This window comes from Brevundimonas sp. Soil_N_31, assembly GCF_057655995.1.
On the sequence record NZ_JBDGLE010000009.1, the window covers coordinates 80,362 to 97,514 of the forward strand.

The following is a 17,153-nucleotide window of genomic DNA, read 5'->3' on the forward strand; positions in this document are numbered from 1 at the left end:
CGCCTGCGGATTTCATGGCCTAGTCAGGAAACGGGCGCGCGTAAACGCCGCGCCGTCAGAAGCTGCACAATTCGCGACAGGGGTGGCGACGGCGCCGTTAATGGGTCTAAAACACGCCCAAACCGCACTTTGACGGACCGGGAGAAACCCCTATGCAACGCCTGCTTTCCGCCTCGGCGGCCGTACTGGCCCTGAGCTTCGCCGCCTCGGCCGCTTCGGCCCAGAATTTCAGCGATCTGGCGCGGCAAGACCTTCAGGCCATGCACACGGCCCTGCGCGACAATCATCCCGCCGCCGTGGTGCCGGGCGACGCCAGCGCCCCCTTCCGCGCCTGGCTGGACACGGGCCTGCAGCAGGCCCAGGCCAAGGCCGGTCAGGTCAACAGCGGCGACAGCCACGCCTATCTGCTGCGCTGGTACGCCAACGGCTTCCGCGATTCCAACATCGCCGCCCGCCCGACCTATGAGGGCCTGGGTCCGTTCTTCGCCACCAGCTGGCCGGGCGTGGCCACAGCCTGGCGCAATGGTCAGTACGTCGTCTCCTATGTTCAGGAAGGCGTGCGCGGCGCGCCGCCGCTGGGCGCCGTGCTCAAGAGCTGCAACGCCGAGCCGATCGAAGATCTGGCCAAGGCCAAGCTGGATCAGTTCGAGGGCGACCTGACGACCGAGGCCGGCCGCGTCCGCAGCGCGCCCTATCTGCTGTGGAACCGCAACAACCCGATGACCACGGGCGTGCCCGGAACCTGCGAGTTCCAGGTCGGCCGCCGCACCCGCGACTTCACCCTGTCGCCGCAACCGGCCACGGCCCAGAACCTGGAAGCCGCCTATCGCGCCTCGGTCTATACGCCGTCGGGCGCGCCGCTGTCGGTCGAGACGGTGAACGGCCGCCCGTGGATCAACGTCCACTCCCTGGCCGATGACGCCGCCTGGGACGCCTTCTTCGCCCAGATCGAAGCCCAGTCCGCCGCTATTCGCGGGCCGCAAGGTTTTGTGTTGGACCTGCGCGGCGCCAACGGGTCGTCGCTCAACGCCACCACGCGCGGCTATGGCCTGGCCAACCGCATCTGGTCGCCGGAGTTCACCGTCAGTCGCCAGCCGGAAGCGGGTCAGATCACCTATCGCGCCACCGCCGCCAACCGTCAGTGGTTCGCCGACACCCTGAACCGCATGGTGTCGGACCCGCGCTTCGTCCAGGAATCGGGCGCGGTGATCGAGCAGACCCAGGCCATCGTCGCCGCCTTCGACAGCGCCATCGCCGCCGGTCAGCCGACCTTCGTCATGCCGGGCCGACCGGCGACCCCGGACACCGGCGCCGCCAACCCGGTTCAGGGCCAGGTGATCGTGCTGGTCGACGCCGGCTGCTCGGGCGGCTGCCTGGACACGCTGGACCTGTTGAGCCGCCTGCCGAACGTGCGCGTCGCCGGCTCGACCACGGCCGAGGACACCATCTTCATCGAGCCGACGACCCTGCGTCTGCCGTCCAACTACGCCGATCTCAGCTATGGCCATAAGGCCTGGACGACGCGCCAGCGCGGCAACAACGCGCCCTACGCCCCGGCCGGCGCCCTGGCCTATGCCGGCGACGCGACCGACGAAGCGGCCGTGCGGACCTGGGTGAACGGCCTGTTCGGCGCCTGATCCGAACGATCATCTCAGGCTATTGAGGGCCGGACGGTGGAACGACCGTCCGGCCCTTCCTATTTTGAGATCATGACCCAGACCGAATCCGCCGCCCCGATGCGCTCTGCCTCCGGCTATGACCTGACGCCGCCGACCGACAGCCAGCGCGTGGCGCTGGAGGCCGACCTCTCGCCGGAAGAGAAGCGCGTGCTTCTGGCCCACGGCACCGAGGCGCCCTTTTGCGGAACCCTGCTGGGCGAAAAACGGGCAGGGGTCTTTTGCTGCCGCGAATGCGGCCTGCCCCTGTTCCGCTCGGGGACCAAGTTCGAGAGCGGCACCGGCTGGCCCAGCTTCAACGAACCCGTCGATCCAGCTCACGTCCGCGCCGTGCGCGACGACAGCTACGGCATGGTGCGGGTCGAGACGCGCTGCGCCCGTTGCGACAGTCATCAGGGCCACGTCTTCCCCGACGGCCCGCCGCCGACGGGCCTGCGCTATTGCATCAACTCGGTCGCGCTCAGTTTCGTGGCCGAAGGCGAGCCTCTGCCTGATCCTTTAGGGCGCGACGACGGGACGGCCTGACCTTGGCCGCATTTGGGGTTAGGGTGCTTGTGAACGGGAGTAGATGCGTATGCTGATCGAACTCATGGCCGCCTCCCTCTTGCTGGCGAGCAGTGATCCCGAGGGCGTGGTGTCGACGGCGCCGCGCGCTGGTCCGGGCGCCGTGCCGACCGCGAGCGCCGACGCCTTGGCCGCGACGGTCGGCGACGCCTCGCCCGCCGTGACGCTTCAGACGGCGGCGCCGCACGGTCTGACGACGGAAGAGCAGATTTCCCGCTGGATCGGCGAGCGAAAGGCTGACGCCGGCGCATCTCCGCCCTGGGCGGACGCCTGGGAGGATGAGCAGCCCCTCAGGATGCACGGCGAGGTCAGCGCGGGAATCGGCACGGGCGGCTATCGTGACTTCGCCGCCGCCGTCTCCATGCCGATCGGCGAGAACGGCACGCTGAACCTCAGCGTCAGCCAGACCAAGAACGCGCCCTGGGCCTACGGCTACGGCCCTTATGGCTATTCGCCCTACGGCTATGGGGCGGGGCGCTATGGCCTGGACGGCTACGGCTGGCGTGACGCCTACGGCGCAATGCCGGGACCGCTGGGCGTACGCAGTCCGCGCGACCGGCCCAGTCGCATTCGCCCCTTCAGCGTAGACGAGAAGCACGCTGAGCCTGCGCGCGACCGGGCGGACGACGTCAGCCGATAGGCTGGACACGGGCAAAGTGCGGCCCATCCGCCACGCAGACCTGTTTTTTCGGGTCGGGCGTCGCATCGCCGCATTCCCTTTATAGGCGCTGATCCCATATGCCCTTGGGCAAAGGATCAGTATGGACAGCTTGCTTACCTCGGCCGCCGACTTCATCGCCCGCAACGCCATGTGGGCCGGTGTGATCCTTGGCGTCGTGACCTTCTTTGAGTCCCTGGTCGTCATCGGCGCCTTCGTACCGGCGACGGGCTTGCTGGTGGCGGCGGGCGGGTTGGTGGCTGCGGGCGTGCTGGACCCCTTCACCGTCATCGGCGGCTGCGTCATCGGCGCCGTCATGGGCGACGCCATCTCCTACTGGATCGGTCGCCGTCTGGGCACGCGGGTGCTGCGTCACCATCTGCTGGTCCCGCACCGCCGCAAGCTGGCCTGGACGCGCCTGTACTGCCGCCGTTACGGTGTGGCCTCCATCTTCATCGGCCGCTTCTTCGGACCGCTGCGCGCCTTCGTGCCGGTGATGGTGGGCGTGCTGCAGATGCGACAGCGCGTCTTCCAGATCGCCAACGTTTCTTCGGCTTTCGTCTGGGTGCTGGCCATGCTGGCGCCCGGCTATCTGGCGGCCAAGGGGTTGGCCAAGCTGGAGATGATGAGCGAGGCGCACAATCCGACCCTGTGGCTGCTGGCCTTCGGCGCGTTGGTGCTGGCGTTGGTGCTGGCCATGCGCTGGTTGAAAGGCCGTGCGGCGCGGCGCAATGCGTTGCTGGAAGCCTCGGTGCGCGGGCTGGGGGAATAACCTCCTCGCCCCGTTCGCGCATCAGGGCGCAAGCCGCGAGATTTCTATCTTTCGTCACCCTTGGGCTTTCACACTGTCCGCCGGGATGAGCGGAGGTAGGCAATGACCAATGCTCAAACTGAACTGCTCACGAAAAAGGGCCCGGCGGATGTCGGGCCCTTTCGCGTTCCTGCCTGGCGGCGGGATCAGTCGTGGGTGTGGCTGTGGGTCTCGGCGGCCGAGGCTGTGCCCGAGGCGCTCCAGGCCTGGCCGTCTTCGCTCTCGAACCAGAACGGCTTGCGCTCTGCGCCGCCGACTTCGTTCATGTGGTTATCGAACAGACGGCCGTTGATCATGGTGTAGCCGATCTTGGTCGAGTCCCGCAGGTTCTCGAGCGGATTGGCGTTCAGCACGACCAGGTCGGCCAGCTTGCCGACTTCCAGCGAGCCGATGTCCTTGTCCATGCCCAGGGCGCGGGCGCCGTTGATGGTGCCGACGCGCAGGGATTCGTGGGCGCTCATGCCGCCCTGTTCGAACATCCACAGCTCCCAGTGGGCGCCGAGACCTTCACGCTGGCCGTGGGCGCCGATCTGGACCGAGACGCCCTGATCCATCAACCGCTTGGATTCACGCGCGATGGAGATGTGGTTCAGCTCCTCCGGCGGGGTCTTCACCGGACGACGCGAGCGCGAATCCAGGATGCGGCGCGGCACGTACTGGGTCAGGATCGGATCCTTCCAGACGTCCGTCGTCTCGTACCAGTGGTTCTCGCCCCAGGCGCCGCCGAAGCCGACGATCAGGGTCGGGGTGTAGGACGTCCCCGTCTGCGACCACAACTGCACCGCGTCGTCGTACATCCGCTCCACCGGCACCGAGTGCTCGATGGTGGTGTGGCCGTCGACCAGCATGCTCATGTTGGCGTGGTACAGCGAGCCGCCTTCCGGCACGACCATCATGCCCAGTTCGCGGGCGGCCTGCATGATCTGCTGGCGCTGGTCGCGGCGGGGCTGGTTGTAGCTCTTGACGCTCCAGGCGCCGATGGCCTGCATCCGGCGCAGGTGCGAGCGCGCGTCGTCCAGGTTGTTGACCACGGCCGTCGTCGGCGTGGCCGCCCCGTACAGGATGGTGCCGGTCGAGAAGATGCGCGGCGCCACCACGCGCCCGGCCTTGGCCAGTTCGCTGTGGGCGAAGATCTCGCTGTTGTCGTTCGACGGGTCGTGCAGCGTCGTCACGCCGAAGGCCAGGGCGGCGTAGTTCACCCAGCTCTGCTGCGGGATGATCTCGTCCGAACCCATGCGGCCGTGCCAGTGGGCGTCGACCAGGCCGGGAATGATGGTCTTGCCGGCCATGTCCATGACGCGGGCGCCGGCCGGAACCGTCACCGAGCCGCGCGGGCCGATGGCCTCGATGCGGTTGCCGTTGACGACCACCACGCCGTCCTCGATCACCTCTTCGCCCTTCATGGTGATCAGGCGGGCGCCGGTCAGGACGGTGACGCCGCTGGGGCGGGCGTAGTCGGCGCTGAAGCCGATCTTGATCCCGTGTTCGGCGGGCTTGGGCAGGTCAGCCGGCGCGCCGTCCATGAAGGCGAAGCTTTCGCTCAGCGGACGCGAGAACAGCTCCGGGCCCATCGACCACTGCAGGCGGCTGGAATCGCCGGACCAGTGCAGCCACTCGCCGGCGTCGCGGGTGACGCGCGTCTGCGGCAGGGCCTTGGCGTCGGCGCCGACGGTGATCGGGCGGCCCGTCGGGACGAAGGGGGCGACATAGGCGTTGAAGCGTTCGGTCCAGGCGATCCACCGCTCGTCCGGCGAGATGGAGAACTCGGCCGCCCATTCGCTGCTCAGGTGGGTGCGCTCGTCCTCGCCCGACAGATTGACGGACTTCAGGACGCGCTTCTCGCCGTCGCGGGCGCTCAGGAAGATGCGGTCGTTGCTGGCGCCGAACTGCGGGTTGGCGCCGGAATCGGTGATCTTGACCGGCTCGCCGCCGCGCACGGAGACGCGGTAGATGCCCGGTTCGCGGCTCCACATGGCCGAGCGCAGATAGCCGTCGCTGGAGGTGCGATAGACGACCGTCTGGCCGTCCGGCGAGAAGCGCGGCTCCAGATAGTGGCCGGGGTTGGTCGTGATGGTGCGGCCTTCGCCGCCCGCGACGGGAACCACGCGGATGGAGCCCAGGTTTTCGTCGTTCCAGGTCGTGTAGACGATGGAGCGGCCGTCGCGCGACCAGGACGGATACAGCTCGAAATGGTCGCTCTGGCGCGTCAGGCGGCGCGGCGTTCCGGCCACGCCGTTGCGCAGGTCGCGGACCCACAGATTGCCCAGGGCTTCGAACACCACCTTGGAGCCGTCGGGCGAGGTCTGCGCCCAGCGGATCATCTTCACGTCGAACTGGGCCGGGGCCACGTCGACGGGGAAGCGGGCGGTTTCCTGCACCCGGCGGGTGTCGGTGACGCGGAAGGGCACTTCGCTGACGGCCTTGGAGGCCACGTCGATGCGGCGGATCTTGCCGCCCGCCCAGATGACGATGGAGCCGTTGTCCGGCGTCCAGGCGAAGCCCGGATAGACGCCGTGGATGGCCCAGGTCTCCTGCATGTCGCGGTCCAGGGCGTCGTAGATCGGCGTCTCACGCCCGGACTCCAGATCCATGACGTAGAGCACCGACTGGTAGCGGTCGCGGCGCACGAAGGCGAGCGACTTGCCGTCCGGCGACGGGGTGGGGCGCACTGAGCCGCCCGGCCCGGTGACGAAAGGCTTGATCTCGCCCGTCTCGCGATCCAGGCGACGGATCACATAGAGCTGGGTGTTCGGATCCTTCGAGTATTCAAAGACGCCGCCCGGCGTGGAGTCGTCGCTGAAGTACATGTAGCGGCCGTCGGGCGAGAAGGCGGGCTCGCCCGTGTCCTTCTGCTGGGTACGGCGCTCGGTCAGCTGCACGCCGCTGCCGCCGCCCGAGCGGTGGTACATCCACATCTCGCCCGCGCCCAGCGAGCGCGAGGAGGTGAAGTGCTTGCGCCCGACGATGAACTGGCTGTCCGGCGTCCAGGCGGGGGAGTTCAGCAGGCGGAAGGTCTCGCTGGAAACCTGGCGCGGGTTGGAGCCGTCGCGGTCCATGACCCACAGGTTATCGCCGCCCGCGCGGTCCGAGGTGAAGGCGATGAAACGGCCGTCCGGCGAATAGCGCGGCTGCATGTCCCAGGCCACGCCCGAGGCGATGGGGCGGGCTTCGCCGCCGCCGATCGGCATCACATAGATGTCGCCCAGCAGGTCGAAGATGATCTCGCGGCCGTCGGGGCTGACGTCCAGCGCCATCCAGGTGCCTTCGTCGACGTTGATGTTGACGTCGCGCTGGGCGCCGATGGGGTTCTGCACGTCCCATTTCGGCGTCGCTTCGGCCCCGCCTGCCGCGGGCGTCTGTGCGAACGCCGGAAAGGCCACGGTCAGCGCCGCAGCCGTGGTCATCAGAATACGCTTCATGAAAAGCCCCTCAGCCCCTCGAACAAAACTTGATGGGGCGAAGCTAGCGGCGGGCAGACTGGGTTGACCAGTCGGGATAATGACGCAAAGGCCGAATAATCTTCGGCGACTTGTGGCGCGGGTGGCGGCGAGCGCCTGCGCGATTTCGTCGTCTTGCCGTCAAGCTTCAACTGACGGAGCTTTTCGCGGGCGCTCTTTATCGGGCGACGAACAATGGAGTTCAGAGTGAGCGCGTCGAATGAAGCCCCGAATGCGTCGGCTTGGACGATTGTGAGCGCGCAGGCTGCTGACGCCGACGCCCTGGCCTTGATCGGGGCGGCGACCTTTCTCGAAACCTTTGCAGGGGTGCTGGACGGCCTGGCCATCGTTTCGCATTGCGGCGTCGCGCATGCCTCCGGCTACTACGCGGAACGACTGAAGGCGGGGGCGGCGGCGTGGCTGGCGCGGGTCGAGTATGGCGCGCCCATAGGTTATGCGCTGCTGGACAAGCCGCAGTTGCCTGAGGTTGAGATTCGCGAAGACGATCTGGAGCTGAAGCGGATCTACGCCCTGAGCCGATTCCAGGGCGGGGGATTGGGCCGCGCCTTGATGGCGACGGCGCAGGACGAGGCGCGGCGTCGGGGCGCGCAGCGATTGCTGCTAGGCGTCTATGCACAGAACCAGCGGGCCTTGGCCTTCTATGCCCGGACCGGATTTGTCGGGCTCGGCCAGCGACGCTTCAGCGTGGGCGGTCGTGAGTACGAAGACATGATCCTGGCGTGCGACCTGGCGTGATCCATCGGCGCCGAACGGCGAAGCAGAGCCGTCGCAGGATTCGATCTTGTGACGTTCTTTTGTGCGTTTCCGAAAACATGATGCTTATCCCCACATTGTTTTGAGGGGTAAGGCGTTTGGCCGCGTATTGCCGTATCTCAAGTATAAATATGAAATAATCTACGACGCTGTTTAAAGCGCATGATCATTTGGAGCAACGAAAAATAGTCATGTACGGCCCAACTTCCTTGGGGGTTTGGCGAGTTGCAAGCGATCAGAACGTTTTCTGGGGATTTTGTTGCCGTTATTTCAGTAAATTCGGCATAAATATTACCGATTTTTGAGCCGCCATATGTATATACATGACTTGACGCTCAAGACGCCTCCCGCACAGGTTCCACCGCAGTCAGGGCTCGAAGTTCTGCGCGAATACCTAAGCGGGAAGGCATGGGGACGATGAAAAAGAGGCTTTTGTTGGCGGGGGCGGCTGTCGTCGCGACGATGTACGGCGGGGCGGCGTCGGCTCAGGAAGTCGATGTGACGAATGTTGACGACATCGTCGTCACCGGCAGCCGGATCAAGCGTCAGGACATCAGCGGGGTCGGCCCCGCCACGGTCGTGACGGGCGAGGACATCGAGCGCACCGGCATCACCAACGTCGAGACCCTGTTGCAGCGCCTGCCGGCGTCGGCCGGCGCGGCGGGCAATCAGACGAACTCCTACTGGACCGGCAACGGCTACGGCACGGCGCAGGTGAACCTGCGCGGCCTGGGCATCAACCGGACCCTGACGCTGATCAACGGTCGTCGCGTGGTCAACGGCGGCACCGGCGCCAACAGCGCCCCCGACCTGAACATGATCCCGACGCCGATCATCGCCCGCATGGACGTGCTGAAGGACGGGGCCTCGGCCATCTACGGCGCGGACGCCGTAGCCGGGGTGGTGAACATCATCACCGTCAACGGCTATGAAGGCCTGAAGGTGTCGGGCAAGTACGGCATCACCGATGAAGGCGACGGCCAGGATGTGACCTTCGACGTCCTGTGGGGCATCAAGAACGACCGGGGCAGCGTCACCGCCGCCCTGACCTATCAGAAGTCCGAAGAGGTCAACCTGGCCAGCCGCGCTCCGTGCGGCCTGGGCGAGGTGAACGGCGCCCTGACCTGCATCTCCAGCGCCACGACGCCGGGCGGCCGCGCGGTCCTGCCGAACGGGCAGATGATCAACTTCAACCAGACGCCGGGCGGGGACGGAAACTTCTACGAGTCGTATGATCCGGCCAAGCACAACCACAACTCCAACGGCTATCTGAACGCCTCCTCGCCGATCGAACGCTTCAGCACGGCCGTGCTGGCCGACTATCAGTTGACCGACAAGGTCAGCCTGTTCGGCGAGCTGTTCTTCACCCACCGCGAGAGCAGCCAGATGGCGGCGCCGGGCGCTCTGCGCGACATTCGCATCGCGGCCGATCATCCGACCAACCCGACAGGCCAGGATCTGCTGCTGATCCGTCGTCTGCTGGTCGAGCCGGGCCAGCGCCAGTTCTTCCAGGAAACGGACACCTACCGCTTCGTGGGCGGCGCGCGCGGCGACATCGCCGGCGACTGGACCTGGGAGGCTTCGGCCAACTGGGGCCGCAACACCGGCGTCGACGGCATGACCAACATCGTCAACCTGCAACGGTTGGGTGATACGCTGAACACCTCGCTGTGCAGCCCGACGCCCGGCGCGGCCGTGCCGTGCGGCGATTATCTGGGCATGGGCGACGTCAATCAGGACGTGCTCGATTACATTCTGTTCAACTCGCGCGACACGGGCGGCAACGAGCAGAAGAGCTTCACCGTCGACGTCAGCGGCACGGTCATGGAACTGCCGGCCGGCGCCCTGGCGATGGCGGCGGGGCTCGTCTATCGCGAAGAGAAGGGCTGGCGTGATCCCGACGCCCTGACGGTGCTGGGCATCTCCAACACCAATCAGCAGGATCCGATCGCGGGCGAGACCAAGGCCAAGGAAGCCTATGTCGAACTGTCGGCGCCCTTGCTGAGCGACCTGCCGTTCGTGCAGCGGCTCGATCTGGATGCGGCCGTCCGCTACTCGGACTATGATCTGTTCGGCGGCAACACCACCTACAAGCTGGGCCTGAACTGGTCGGTGGTCGACAGCCTGCGACTGCGCGCCACCTATGGCACGGGCTTCCGTATTCCCAGCGTGCCGGAACTGTACGGCGGCGTGGCCGAGGGCAACCTGACCACGACCGATCCGTGCAGCCGCTACAGCGACAGCGGCGACGCCGTGCTGATCGCCAACTGCGCCGCCTCGGGCGTTCCGGCGGGTTATGTGCAGATGGGCAACAGCATCCTGACCACGGTCGGCGGCAATGAGATGTTGCAGCCGGAAAGCACCGAGACCCTGACCCTGGGCCTGGTGTGGCAGCCGACGCAGATCAGCGGCCTGACGCTGACGGCCGACTATTTCGACATCAAGGTCGAGGACGCCATCCGCTCCATCCCCGGTTCGACCAAGCTGGCGATCTGCTATGCGACGCCGAACATGGACCACCCGTTCTGCAAGCCGGACAGCTTCACCCGCAACCCGCTGACGGGCGAGGTCAACTATCTGTCGGCCCAGCCCACCAATACGGGTCTGGAGACGATGAAGGGCGTGGACATCGGCGTGCGCTACGCATTCGACATCGGCCAGCGTCGCGCCAGCCTGGACTGGAACACCACCTATCTGGACGAATACGTCATCACGCCTTTCGAGGGCGGCGATCCGATCATCTTCGACGGTCACATCGGCGGCGGAAACGGCGGCTATCCGCACTGGCGCTCGAACGCCAGCCTGACGGTCATGGATGAGCGCTGGGCCGGAACCTATTCGATCCAGATGATCGGCGAGGCGACGGACTTCAACGCCGCGCCGGGCGACATCGGCTATCAGACCGACGCTGTCTTCTACCACAACGCCCAGTTCTCTTACCGGGTGAACGACAACGTCGACGTGGCCTTCGGCATCGACAACCTGTTCGACAAGAAGGCCCCGTTCATCCAGAGCTGGACCGACGGCAACACCGACACGATGACCTACGATCTGATGGGCCGTCGCGGATATGTCCGCCTGACGTATCAGTTCAACTAAAACCGATGTGAGGTGCGTCAGGCGCGAGTTCTAGAGCGCCGCCTGACGCAGCCTTCTCTCACAAGACGTGAGTATAAAATGATACGCTGGCCTCTATTGGCGCGTAGAACCCACAAGTGGTTTTCGCTCATCATGGGCGTCCAGGCCCTGTTCTGGATCGTGAGCGGTCTCTACATGACCGCCATCCATATCGACATCATCCACGGCGACCACCTGATAAGGACGCCGGACGCCAAGCCGATTGCGACGGACGGTCTGGTGGAGCCGTCGACCATCCTGAAGAGCGCCGACCGGGCCAGCAGCCTGCGTCTGGTGCAGCAGCTGGATCAGCCGCTCTACATCCTGACGGATGCGAGCGGGCAGGCGCTGTTCGACGCCCGGACAGGCCAGAAGCAGCCGCTGATCGACGAAGCGGGCGCTCGCCGGCGCGCAGAGCGAATCTACGCCCCCGAGGGCGGGATCGTGAAGGCCGAGCTTTTGACCGAGATCCCCGGCGAGATCCGCGGCCGCGCCGCGCCGATCTGGCGCGTCGAGTTCGAGGGGATGTGGAAACCGACCCTCTACCTTTCGCCGCACACCGGAGAGCTGTTGTCCCGGCGCCATGACCTGTGGAGAGGCTTCGACTTCTTCTGGATGCTCCACATCATGGACTACGAGACCCGCGACAACATGAACAACGCCCTGCTGAAGGTCGCGACCTGGATGATGGTGGCGACGTCCCTGTCGGGCGCCTGGCTCCTGATCTTCAGTTTCCGCCGCAAGCGCCGCGTGCGCAAAAAAGCCGCTGCGTGAGGACCGCCCATGTTTCTACTTCGCAGACTTCATAAGTGGTTCGGCCTGGTTCTGGGCATCCAGCTCCTGCTGTGGGCGATCAGCGGCGCCGTCATGGCCATGATCGACCACCACAAGGTGACGGGCGGTCACGTCCTGGCCGAGGTGAAGCCGACGCCAGCGCCGACCCAGGTGCTGTCGCTGGCCCAGGTGTCCCAGGCGATCGGCGCGCCCGTGTCGCAGATCGAACTGCGGCCGCTGCAGGACCAGTGGGTCTTCGCCGCGACGACCGCCGAAGGGATCAGGCTGGTCGATCCGGTCAGCGCCGCGCCGGTGGTTGTCGACGCCGAGCGGGCCAAGACCCTGGCGACGGCGGCCTTCAACGGCTCGGCGGCGATCACCTCGGTGACGCGGGTCGAGAAGCCGACACTGGAGACCCGCGATTTCGCCCTGCCGGCCTGGCGGGTCGAGTTCGCCGACAAGGAGCGTTCGACCTTCATCCTCAACGCCGCCACCGGCGAGCTGGCGGGAGCCAAGACCAACACCTGGCGGCTGTGGGACGTGTTCTGGATGATCCACATCATGGACTACACGGATCGCCAGAGCTTCAACCACCCGCTTATCATCATCATCGCCACGGGCTGTCTGTGGCTGGCGCTGAGCGGTTTCATCATGCTGTTCCAGGCCTTCCGCAGGCAGGACTTCGCCTATCTGCACGACGGCATCGAGTGGCTGCAGGAGCGGCGTCGCCGCTGACCACCAAAGGCCGGGGCGCCCGTGACGGCGTCCCGGCTTCTTCATGATTCAGAGCCTGAAGAAGGCCGCCATGACCTTGGGAGGGGCGCATGGACAGTCCGCTTCACCGGCGCATCCGGTCCGACATCGCCGAGCGCATCCTGTCGGGCGAGTGGCCGCCGGGCTTCCGCATTCCCTTCGAGCATGAGCTGATGGCCGACTACGACTGCTCGCGCATGACGGTCAGCAAGGCCCTGGCGCCCCTGGCCGAGCGGGGCATGATCGTCCGGCGCAAGCGGTTCGGCTCCTTCGTAGCGCGGCCGCGCATTCACTCCGTGCTGCTGGACATCCCCGACATCCAGGCGGAGATCCAGAAGCGCGGCGAGCCCTATGACTATGAGCTGCTGCTGCGGAAGGTCCGCGCGGCCCATCGGCGCGACGCCAGCGAACTGGGACTGACCGCGTCCGGGGAGGTGATCGAGCTGCGCTGCCTGCACAAGGGCAGCGGCCGCGCCTTCGCCCTGGAGGAGCGGGTGATCTGCCTGACCTCGGTTCCCCAGGCCAGGGATGCGGCGTTCGACGAGATTCCGCCCGGAACCTGGCTGCTTGAACGGGTTCCCTGGACCGAGGCCGAACACAAGATCAGCGCGGTGAACGTGTCGCGGGCGACCGCCCTGACGCTGGGCGTGGAGCCGTCGGCGGCCTGTCTGTCGTTGGAGCGCCGAACCTGGCGGCGAGCCGAGGGCATCACCTTCGTGCGGCTGACCTTCCCTGGCGAGGCCTATGACCTGGGCGCGCGATTTGCGCCCTCCGAGCCGGACCCGGCCGTTCCCACGGGGGCGTAACGGTCGCTGCAAACAGTTTGAGTATGAAGGAAAAAGTCATGTCGGCTGATGGCTCGGCTTTGCCGTCCAAGGTTGTGATCATCGGCGCGGGACACGCGGGGGGCTCGGCGGCGGCGCTGCTGAGGCAGTATGGGCATGAGGGCGAGGTCGTCCTGGCGGGGCAGGAGAGCGCGCCGCCCTATCAGCGGCCGCCCCTGTCCAAAGCCTGGCTGAAAGGGGAGGCGGGTCTGGAAGACCTCCTGCTGCGTCCCGAGCGCTTCTACGCCGAGCAGGACATCGCCCTGCGCACCGGCGTCACGGCGACGGCTATCGACGCGGGCGCCAGGATCGTGACCTTCGCCGACGGAACGGTCGAGACCTACGACGTGCTGATCCTCGCCACCGGCTCGACGGCGCGCAAGCTGACCCTTCCCGGCGCGGACAGGCCCGATCTGCTGGAGCTGCGCACCCTCGACGACGCCGAGCGACTGAAGGCGGTTCTCGCCCCCGGCAAGCGGCTGGCGGTGGTCGGCGGCGGCTATGTCGGGCTGGAGGCGGCGGCCTCGGCCCGCGCCCTGGGCGCCGGGGCGGTGGTGATCGAGCGCATGGACCGGGTGCTGGCACGCGTGGCGTCTCAGCCCCTGTCGGCCTTTTTCACCGACCTGCACCAGAAACAGGGCGTCGAGATCCTGACCGGCGTCGAGGTCGCGGGGTTCGAGGATGCAGGCGTGCGGCTGGCCGACGGGACGCTGATCGCGGCGGATGCGGTGCTGGTCGGCGTCGGCGCCTTCGCTTGCGAGGCCCTGGCGCGCACGGCCGGATTGACGTGCGACAATGGCGTGGTGGTCGATGAGACGGCCCGCACCAGCGATCCGGCCATCTACGCCATCGGCGACGTGGCGCGGCGGCCGATCCCGGTCCACGGCGGCGTCATGCATCGGCTGGAGAGCGTGCCCAATGCGCTGGAACAGGCGAAGCAGGCGGCCTCGGCCATCGTCGGCCGCCCCGCCCCGGCGCCGGAAGTGCCGTGGTTCTGGTCCGACCAGTATGACGTCAAGCTGCAGATCGCGGGCGTGCCCTTCGACGCCGACCGCCAGTTGGTGCGCGGCGATCCGGCCGGCGGCGCCTTCTCGGTCTTTCACCTCAGGGGCGACAGGATCGTGGCGGTGGAGGCGGTCAACGCCCCGGCCGACTTTATGGGCGGGCGGATGCTGATCGGGAAGGGGGCGCGGGTATCAGCCGAACGGCTGGCTGATTCTGCGACGTCCATGAAGGCTGTCGCCCTGTCCCGAGACGGGTGATGGAATGGCGATGTCGGTCAGGCGAGCGGGCCTGTCTGCATCGCCGGCATCCAGGAACGATTCCAATCTGCCTGATCGAGGCGTGAAGACGCCTGCGCCGGACGTGACATGTCCAGGCGGTGAAACAAGTGCTTGATTGAAATGGAGAGATTGGCCCCAGCCCTTGCCGATCCGGGATCAGCAAGGGCTGGGATGGTGCCGCCGGGCAGGATTGAACTGCCGACCTCAGCCTTACCAAGTACCAACTGACTGGTATTCCCGGGTTCGTTCGGGTAAGGTCCGACCTGAAAACATTAGGTAAAACCGTGCCTTGACGTTAGATCGGGTAACGTGCGGTTCGGGGCGGTTCGGTCGAATAGCCCTTGGCCGCGTTACCCGATAGTTACCCGGAGAGACCATGACGGCGAGGGCGGAGAAGCAGAAGGCGATTGTGAGGCTGACGGAGAAGTCGGTCGAGCGTTACTCGCTCGCGGTCGGTGAGGAGCGCCGGGAGGTGTACGATGAGTACCTCCCCCGCCTTGCGCTGAGGATCGGGCGAAGGAGCAAGTCGTGGTCGGTCATGTACCGGGTTGCGGCGGCGGGCGAGGTCAGGCGCGGCGAGCTCAAGCGGTTGTCGCTTGGCTCCTGGCCGGTGGTGGACCTCACGACCGCTCGCGAGAAGGCGCGGGAGGCGCTGGAGGCGGCGGACCGGGGCATCGACCCGGCAGCCTTGAAGACGGCCGAGGTCGAGGCGCGCCAGACCCGCACCTTCGAGGTGGTCTTCGGGAGGTTCGTCGAGCTCCACGTCAAGCAGAACACCAAGGAGGGGCGCTTCGCTCGCGACCGCGCCGCCGCCCTCGCCGAGGCCGCCGCCGCAGGTGACGCCTTGGCGCAGAGAGCTGTTCCGGGCGTCGAGCTTGCGGCTGGCGGGCCGACTTCACCACTGGCTCGGTCGCTCAAGGGACCGAAGGCGAGGCTCGGCCGCGTGGCGGCGGAGCGCATCATCGCCGACGACGCGCTGCCGCGCTGGACAGGCCGCCTCATCGAGACGATCAGCCGAGCCGAGATCAACGACCTCCTCGACGATGTGATCGAGGAAGACGGGGTCGCCCGCGCGCGGGAGCTCAGGAAGCACCTGTCAAAACTCTTCAACTGGTCGGCGGACCGGGGCCACATCGTCGCGAGCCCTATGACCGGGATGCGTCGCCCCGAACTCGGCTATCGAGCCCGCGAGAGGGTGCTGTCGATGGAGGAGCTTCGACGGATTTGGGACGCCGCCGGGGCGCTGGGGAGGAGGCCGGGGGAGGGGTCCTACCCCTTCGGCCCTGCGTACAGGCTCCTGATCCTCACGGGTCAGCGCCGGTCCGAGGTCGCGGAGCTTCAGCGGCCGTGGGTCGAGGCCGCGAGGCGCGCGATTGAGATACCGGCGTCGCACTACAAGACGAAGCGGCCGCACGTGATTCCCCTATCAAGGCCCGCATGGGACTTGGTGCAGTCGATGCCCCGGTGGAACGGCGGCGACTACGTGTTCTCGACGGACGGCGGGCCGGGGCGCCCGGCGGGCTCCCGGCCGATAAGCGGCTTCTCGAAGGCGAAGGAGTTGATCGAAGCCAAAATCGCCGAGCTCGGCGCTGCCGACGGGCTCCCGCCCATCGAGGACTGGACGGTCCACGACATTCGGCGCTCTGTCGCGACACACATGGCGCGTCTGGGCGTGCCGATTGACCACATCGAGCGCGTCCTCGGCCACGTCCTCGGGGGCGTGAAGGGGACCTACCAGCACCACGCTTTCTTCGAGGAGAAGCGCTCGGCACTGGAGAAGTGGGGCGAGTTGTGGAAGTGACCCCCGAGGCACCGGAGGATGTGCGAGATGCGGCGTACTGGGCCTTCGTCGCCGCGAGAGAGCCGGTGGATGGCAGTTCCCGCTCCGCTCGCGCCCGAGACCGTATCCGCAACATCAAATCGCCGCGCGGAATTGCGGGCCTGTCACCTGAATTGCGCGCACTCTGGGACTGGCACGCTGCGAATCAATCGGGGTTCGCTGCCCTCTCGTTCGAGGAACAGCACGACGAGTTCATGCGCATACAGGCCGACGAGGCCGCGCCCGATCTGGGCATTCCTGCCCAAGTCGGGCGGCGGGGTCACGACGCTTTCCACGCAGCCGGGGCACCACTGTTGGACTGGTGGGAGGGGCAGGGGATGGCGGTCACAGCCAATCTTGGTCCAGATCGGGCAAACCCCGTCCCGTGCGATACAGTCCGATTTCTGGCCGCCGAGTTCCTCCGCATTGCTGAGCGGTATGACGGTGTGCCGCTGACAATGTTCGACGCGCCCGATGCTGAGTTCTCCGACCCAGAAGCGTCAAAACTGGCTCGACGGGTCCACCACAGCGCTTTCAGCATCGGGTTCGACGTTGCGGCTCGCTACAACCAAAATCGCACCGCAAAGCGGTAAGTTACCGACCGCCCTTACCGCCGTAACCCCGTCCTTACCCCGCCGAACGAGGAGGACGCAGTGGACCCGA

13 protein-coding genes are annotated in these 17,153 nt (G+C 66.7%); 12 read left to right on the forward strand and 1 reads right to left on the reverse strand.

Annotated features, from left to right (window positions below):
* Positions 1 to 152 precede the first annotated feature (152 nt).
* The 4 genes from AC3A3G_RS14525 (at position 153) to AC3A3G_RS14540 (ending at position 3,670) form a co-directional block, all read left to right on the forward strand.
* Positions 153 to 1,637, forward strand: a complete 1,485-nt coding sequence (locus AC3A3G_RS14525) for a hypothetical protein (protein WP_368924590.1) — start codon at positions 153 to 155, stop codon at positions 1,635 to 1,637.
* 72 nt (positions 1,638 to 1,709) lie between these two features.
* Positions 1,710 to 2,201, forward strand: coding sequence for a peptide-methionine (R)-S-oxide reductase MsrB (msrB, locus tag AC3A3G_RS14530; protein WP_046653013.1), 492 nt, complete (start codon positions 1,710 to 1,712; stop codon positions 2,199 to 2,201).
* Between the two features lie 43 nt (positions 2,202 to 2,244).
* Positions 2,245 to 2,880 (forward strand): hypothetical protein, encoded by a 636-nt coding sequence (locus AC3A3G_RS14535; RefSeq protein ID WP_200165728.1) that lies wholly within the window; start codon positions 2,245 to 2,247, stop codon positions 2,878 to 2,880.
* Between the two features lie 121 nt (positions 2,881 to 3,001).
* On the forward strand, positions 3,002 to 3,670 hold the full coding sequence (locus AC3A3G_RS14540; RefSeq protein ID WP_200165726.1) for a DedA family protein: 669 nt from the start codon (positions 3,002 to 3,004) through the stop codon (positions 3,668 to 3,670).
* A gap of 185 nt (positions 3,671 to 3,855) precedes the next feature.
* Here AC3A3G_RS14540 and AC3A3G_RS14545 read toward each other — a convergent pair whose 3' ends face one another.
* Positions 3,856 to 7,128, reverse strand: a complete 3,273-nt coding sequence (locus tag AC3A3G_RS14545) for an amidohydrolase family protein (RefSeq protein ID WP_289647878.1) — start codon at positions 7,126 to 7,128, stop codon at positions 3,856 to 3,858.
* A gap of 225 nt (positions 7,129 to 7,353) precedes the next feature.
* Between AC3A3G_RS14545 and AC3A3G_RS14550 the strand changes: the two genes are divergently transcribed.
* The 8 genes from AC3A3G_RS14550 (at position 7,354) to AC3A3G_RS14585 (ending at position 17,083) form a co-directional block, all read left to right on the forward strand.
* A complete protein-coding gene (locus tag AC3A3G_RS14550; RefSeq protein WP_487488520.1) occupies positions 7,354 to 7,902 on the forward strand; it encodes a GNAT family N-acetyltransferase in 549 nt (182 codons plus the stop codon).
* 435 nt (positions 7,903 to 8,337) lie between these two features.
* Positions 8,338 to 11,019 (forward strand): TonB-dependent receptor domain-containing protein, encoded by a 2,682-nt coding sequence (locus tag AC3A3G_RS14555; protein WP_487488521.1) that lies wholly within the window; start codon positions 8,338 to 8,340, stop codon positions 11,017 to 11,019.
* 78 nt (positions 11,020 to 11,097) lie between these two features.
* Positions 11,098 to 11,811: a hypothetical protein gene (locus AC3A3G_RS14560; protein ID WP_487488522.1), complete on the forward strand. Its 714-nt coding sequence runs from the start codon at positions 11,098 to 11,100 to the stop codon at positions 11,809 to 11,811.
* Positions 11,812 to 11,820: 9 nt separating this feature from the next.
* Complete coding sequence (locus AC3A3G_RS14565; protein ID WP_487488523.1) at positions 11,821 to 12,546, forward strand: PepSY domain-containing protein; 726 nt, start codon at positions 11,821 to 11,823, stop codon at positions 12,544 to 12,546.
* A gap of 89 nt (positions 12,547 to 12,635) precedes the next feature.
* Complete coding sequence (gene hutC / locus AC3A3G_RS14570; protein WP_487488524.1) at positions 12,636 to 13,370, forward strand: histidine utilization transcriptional repressor HutC; 735 nt, start codon at positions 12,636 to 12,638, stop codon at positions 13,368 to 13,370.
* Between the two features lie 38 nt (positions 13,371 to 13,408).
* Positions 13,409 to 14,650, forward strand: a complete 1,242-nt coding sequence (locus AC3A3G_RS14575; RefSeq protein ID WP_487488525.1) for an NAD(P)/FAD-dependent oxidoreductase — start codon at positions 13,409 to 13,411, stop codon at positions 14,648 to 14,650.
* Between the two features lie 397 nt (positions 14,651 to 15,047).
* Positions 15,048 to 16,472 (forward strand): tyrosine-type recombinase/integrase, encoded by a 1,425-nt coding sequence (locus AC3A3G_RS14580; RefSeq protein ID WP_487488526.1) that lies wholly within the window; start codon positions 15,048 to 15,050, stop codon positions 16,470 to 16,472.
* Positions 16,463 to 17,083, forward strand: a complete 621-nt coding sequence (locus AC3A3G_RS14585; RefSeq protein ID WP_487488527.1) for a hypothetical protein — start codon at positions 16,463 to 16,465, stop codon at positions 17,081 to 17,083. The genes AC3A3G_RS14580 and AC3A3G_RS14585 overlap by 10 nt, the downstream gene beginning before the upstream one ends.
* The last annotated feature ends 70 nt before the right edge of the window (positions 17,084 to 17,153 follow it).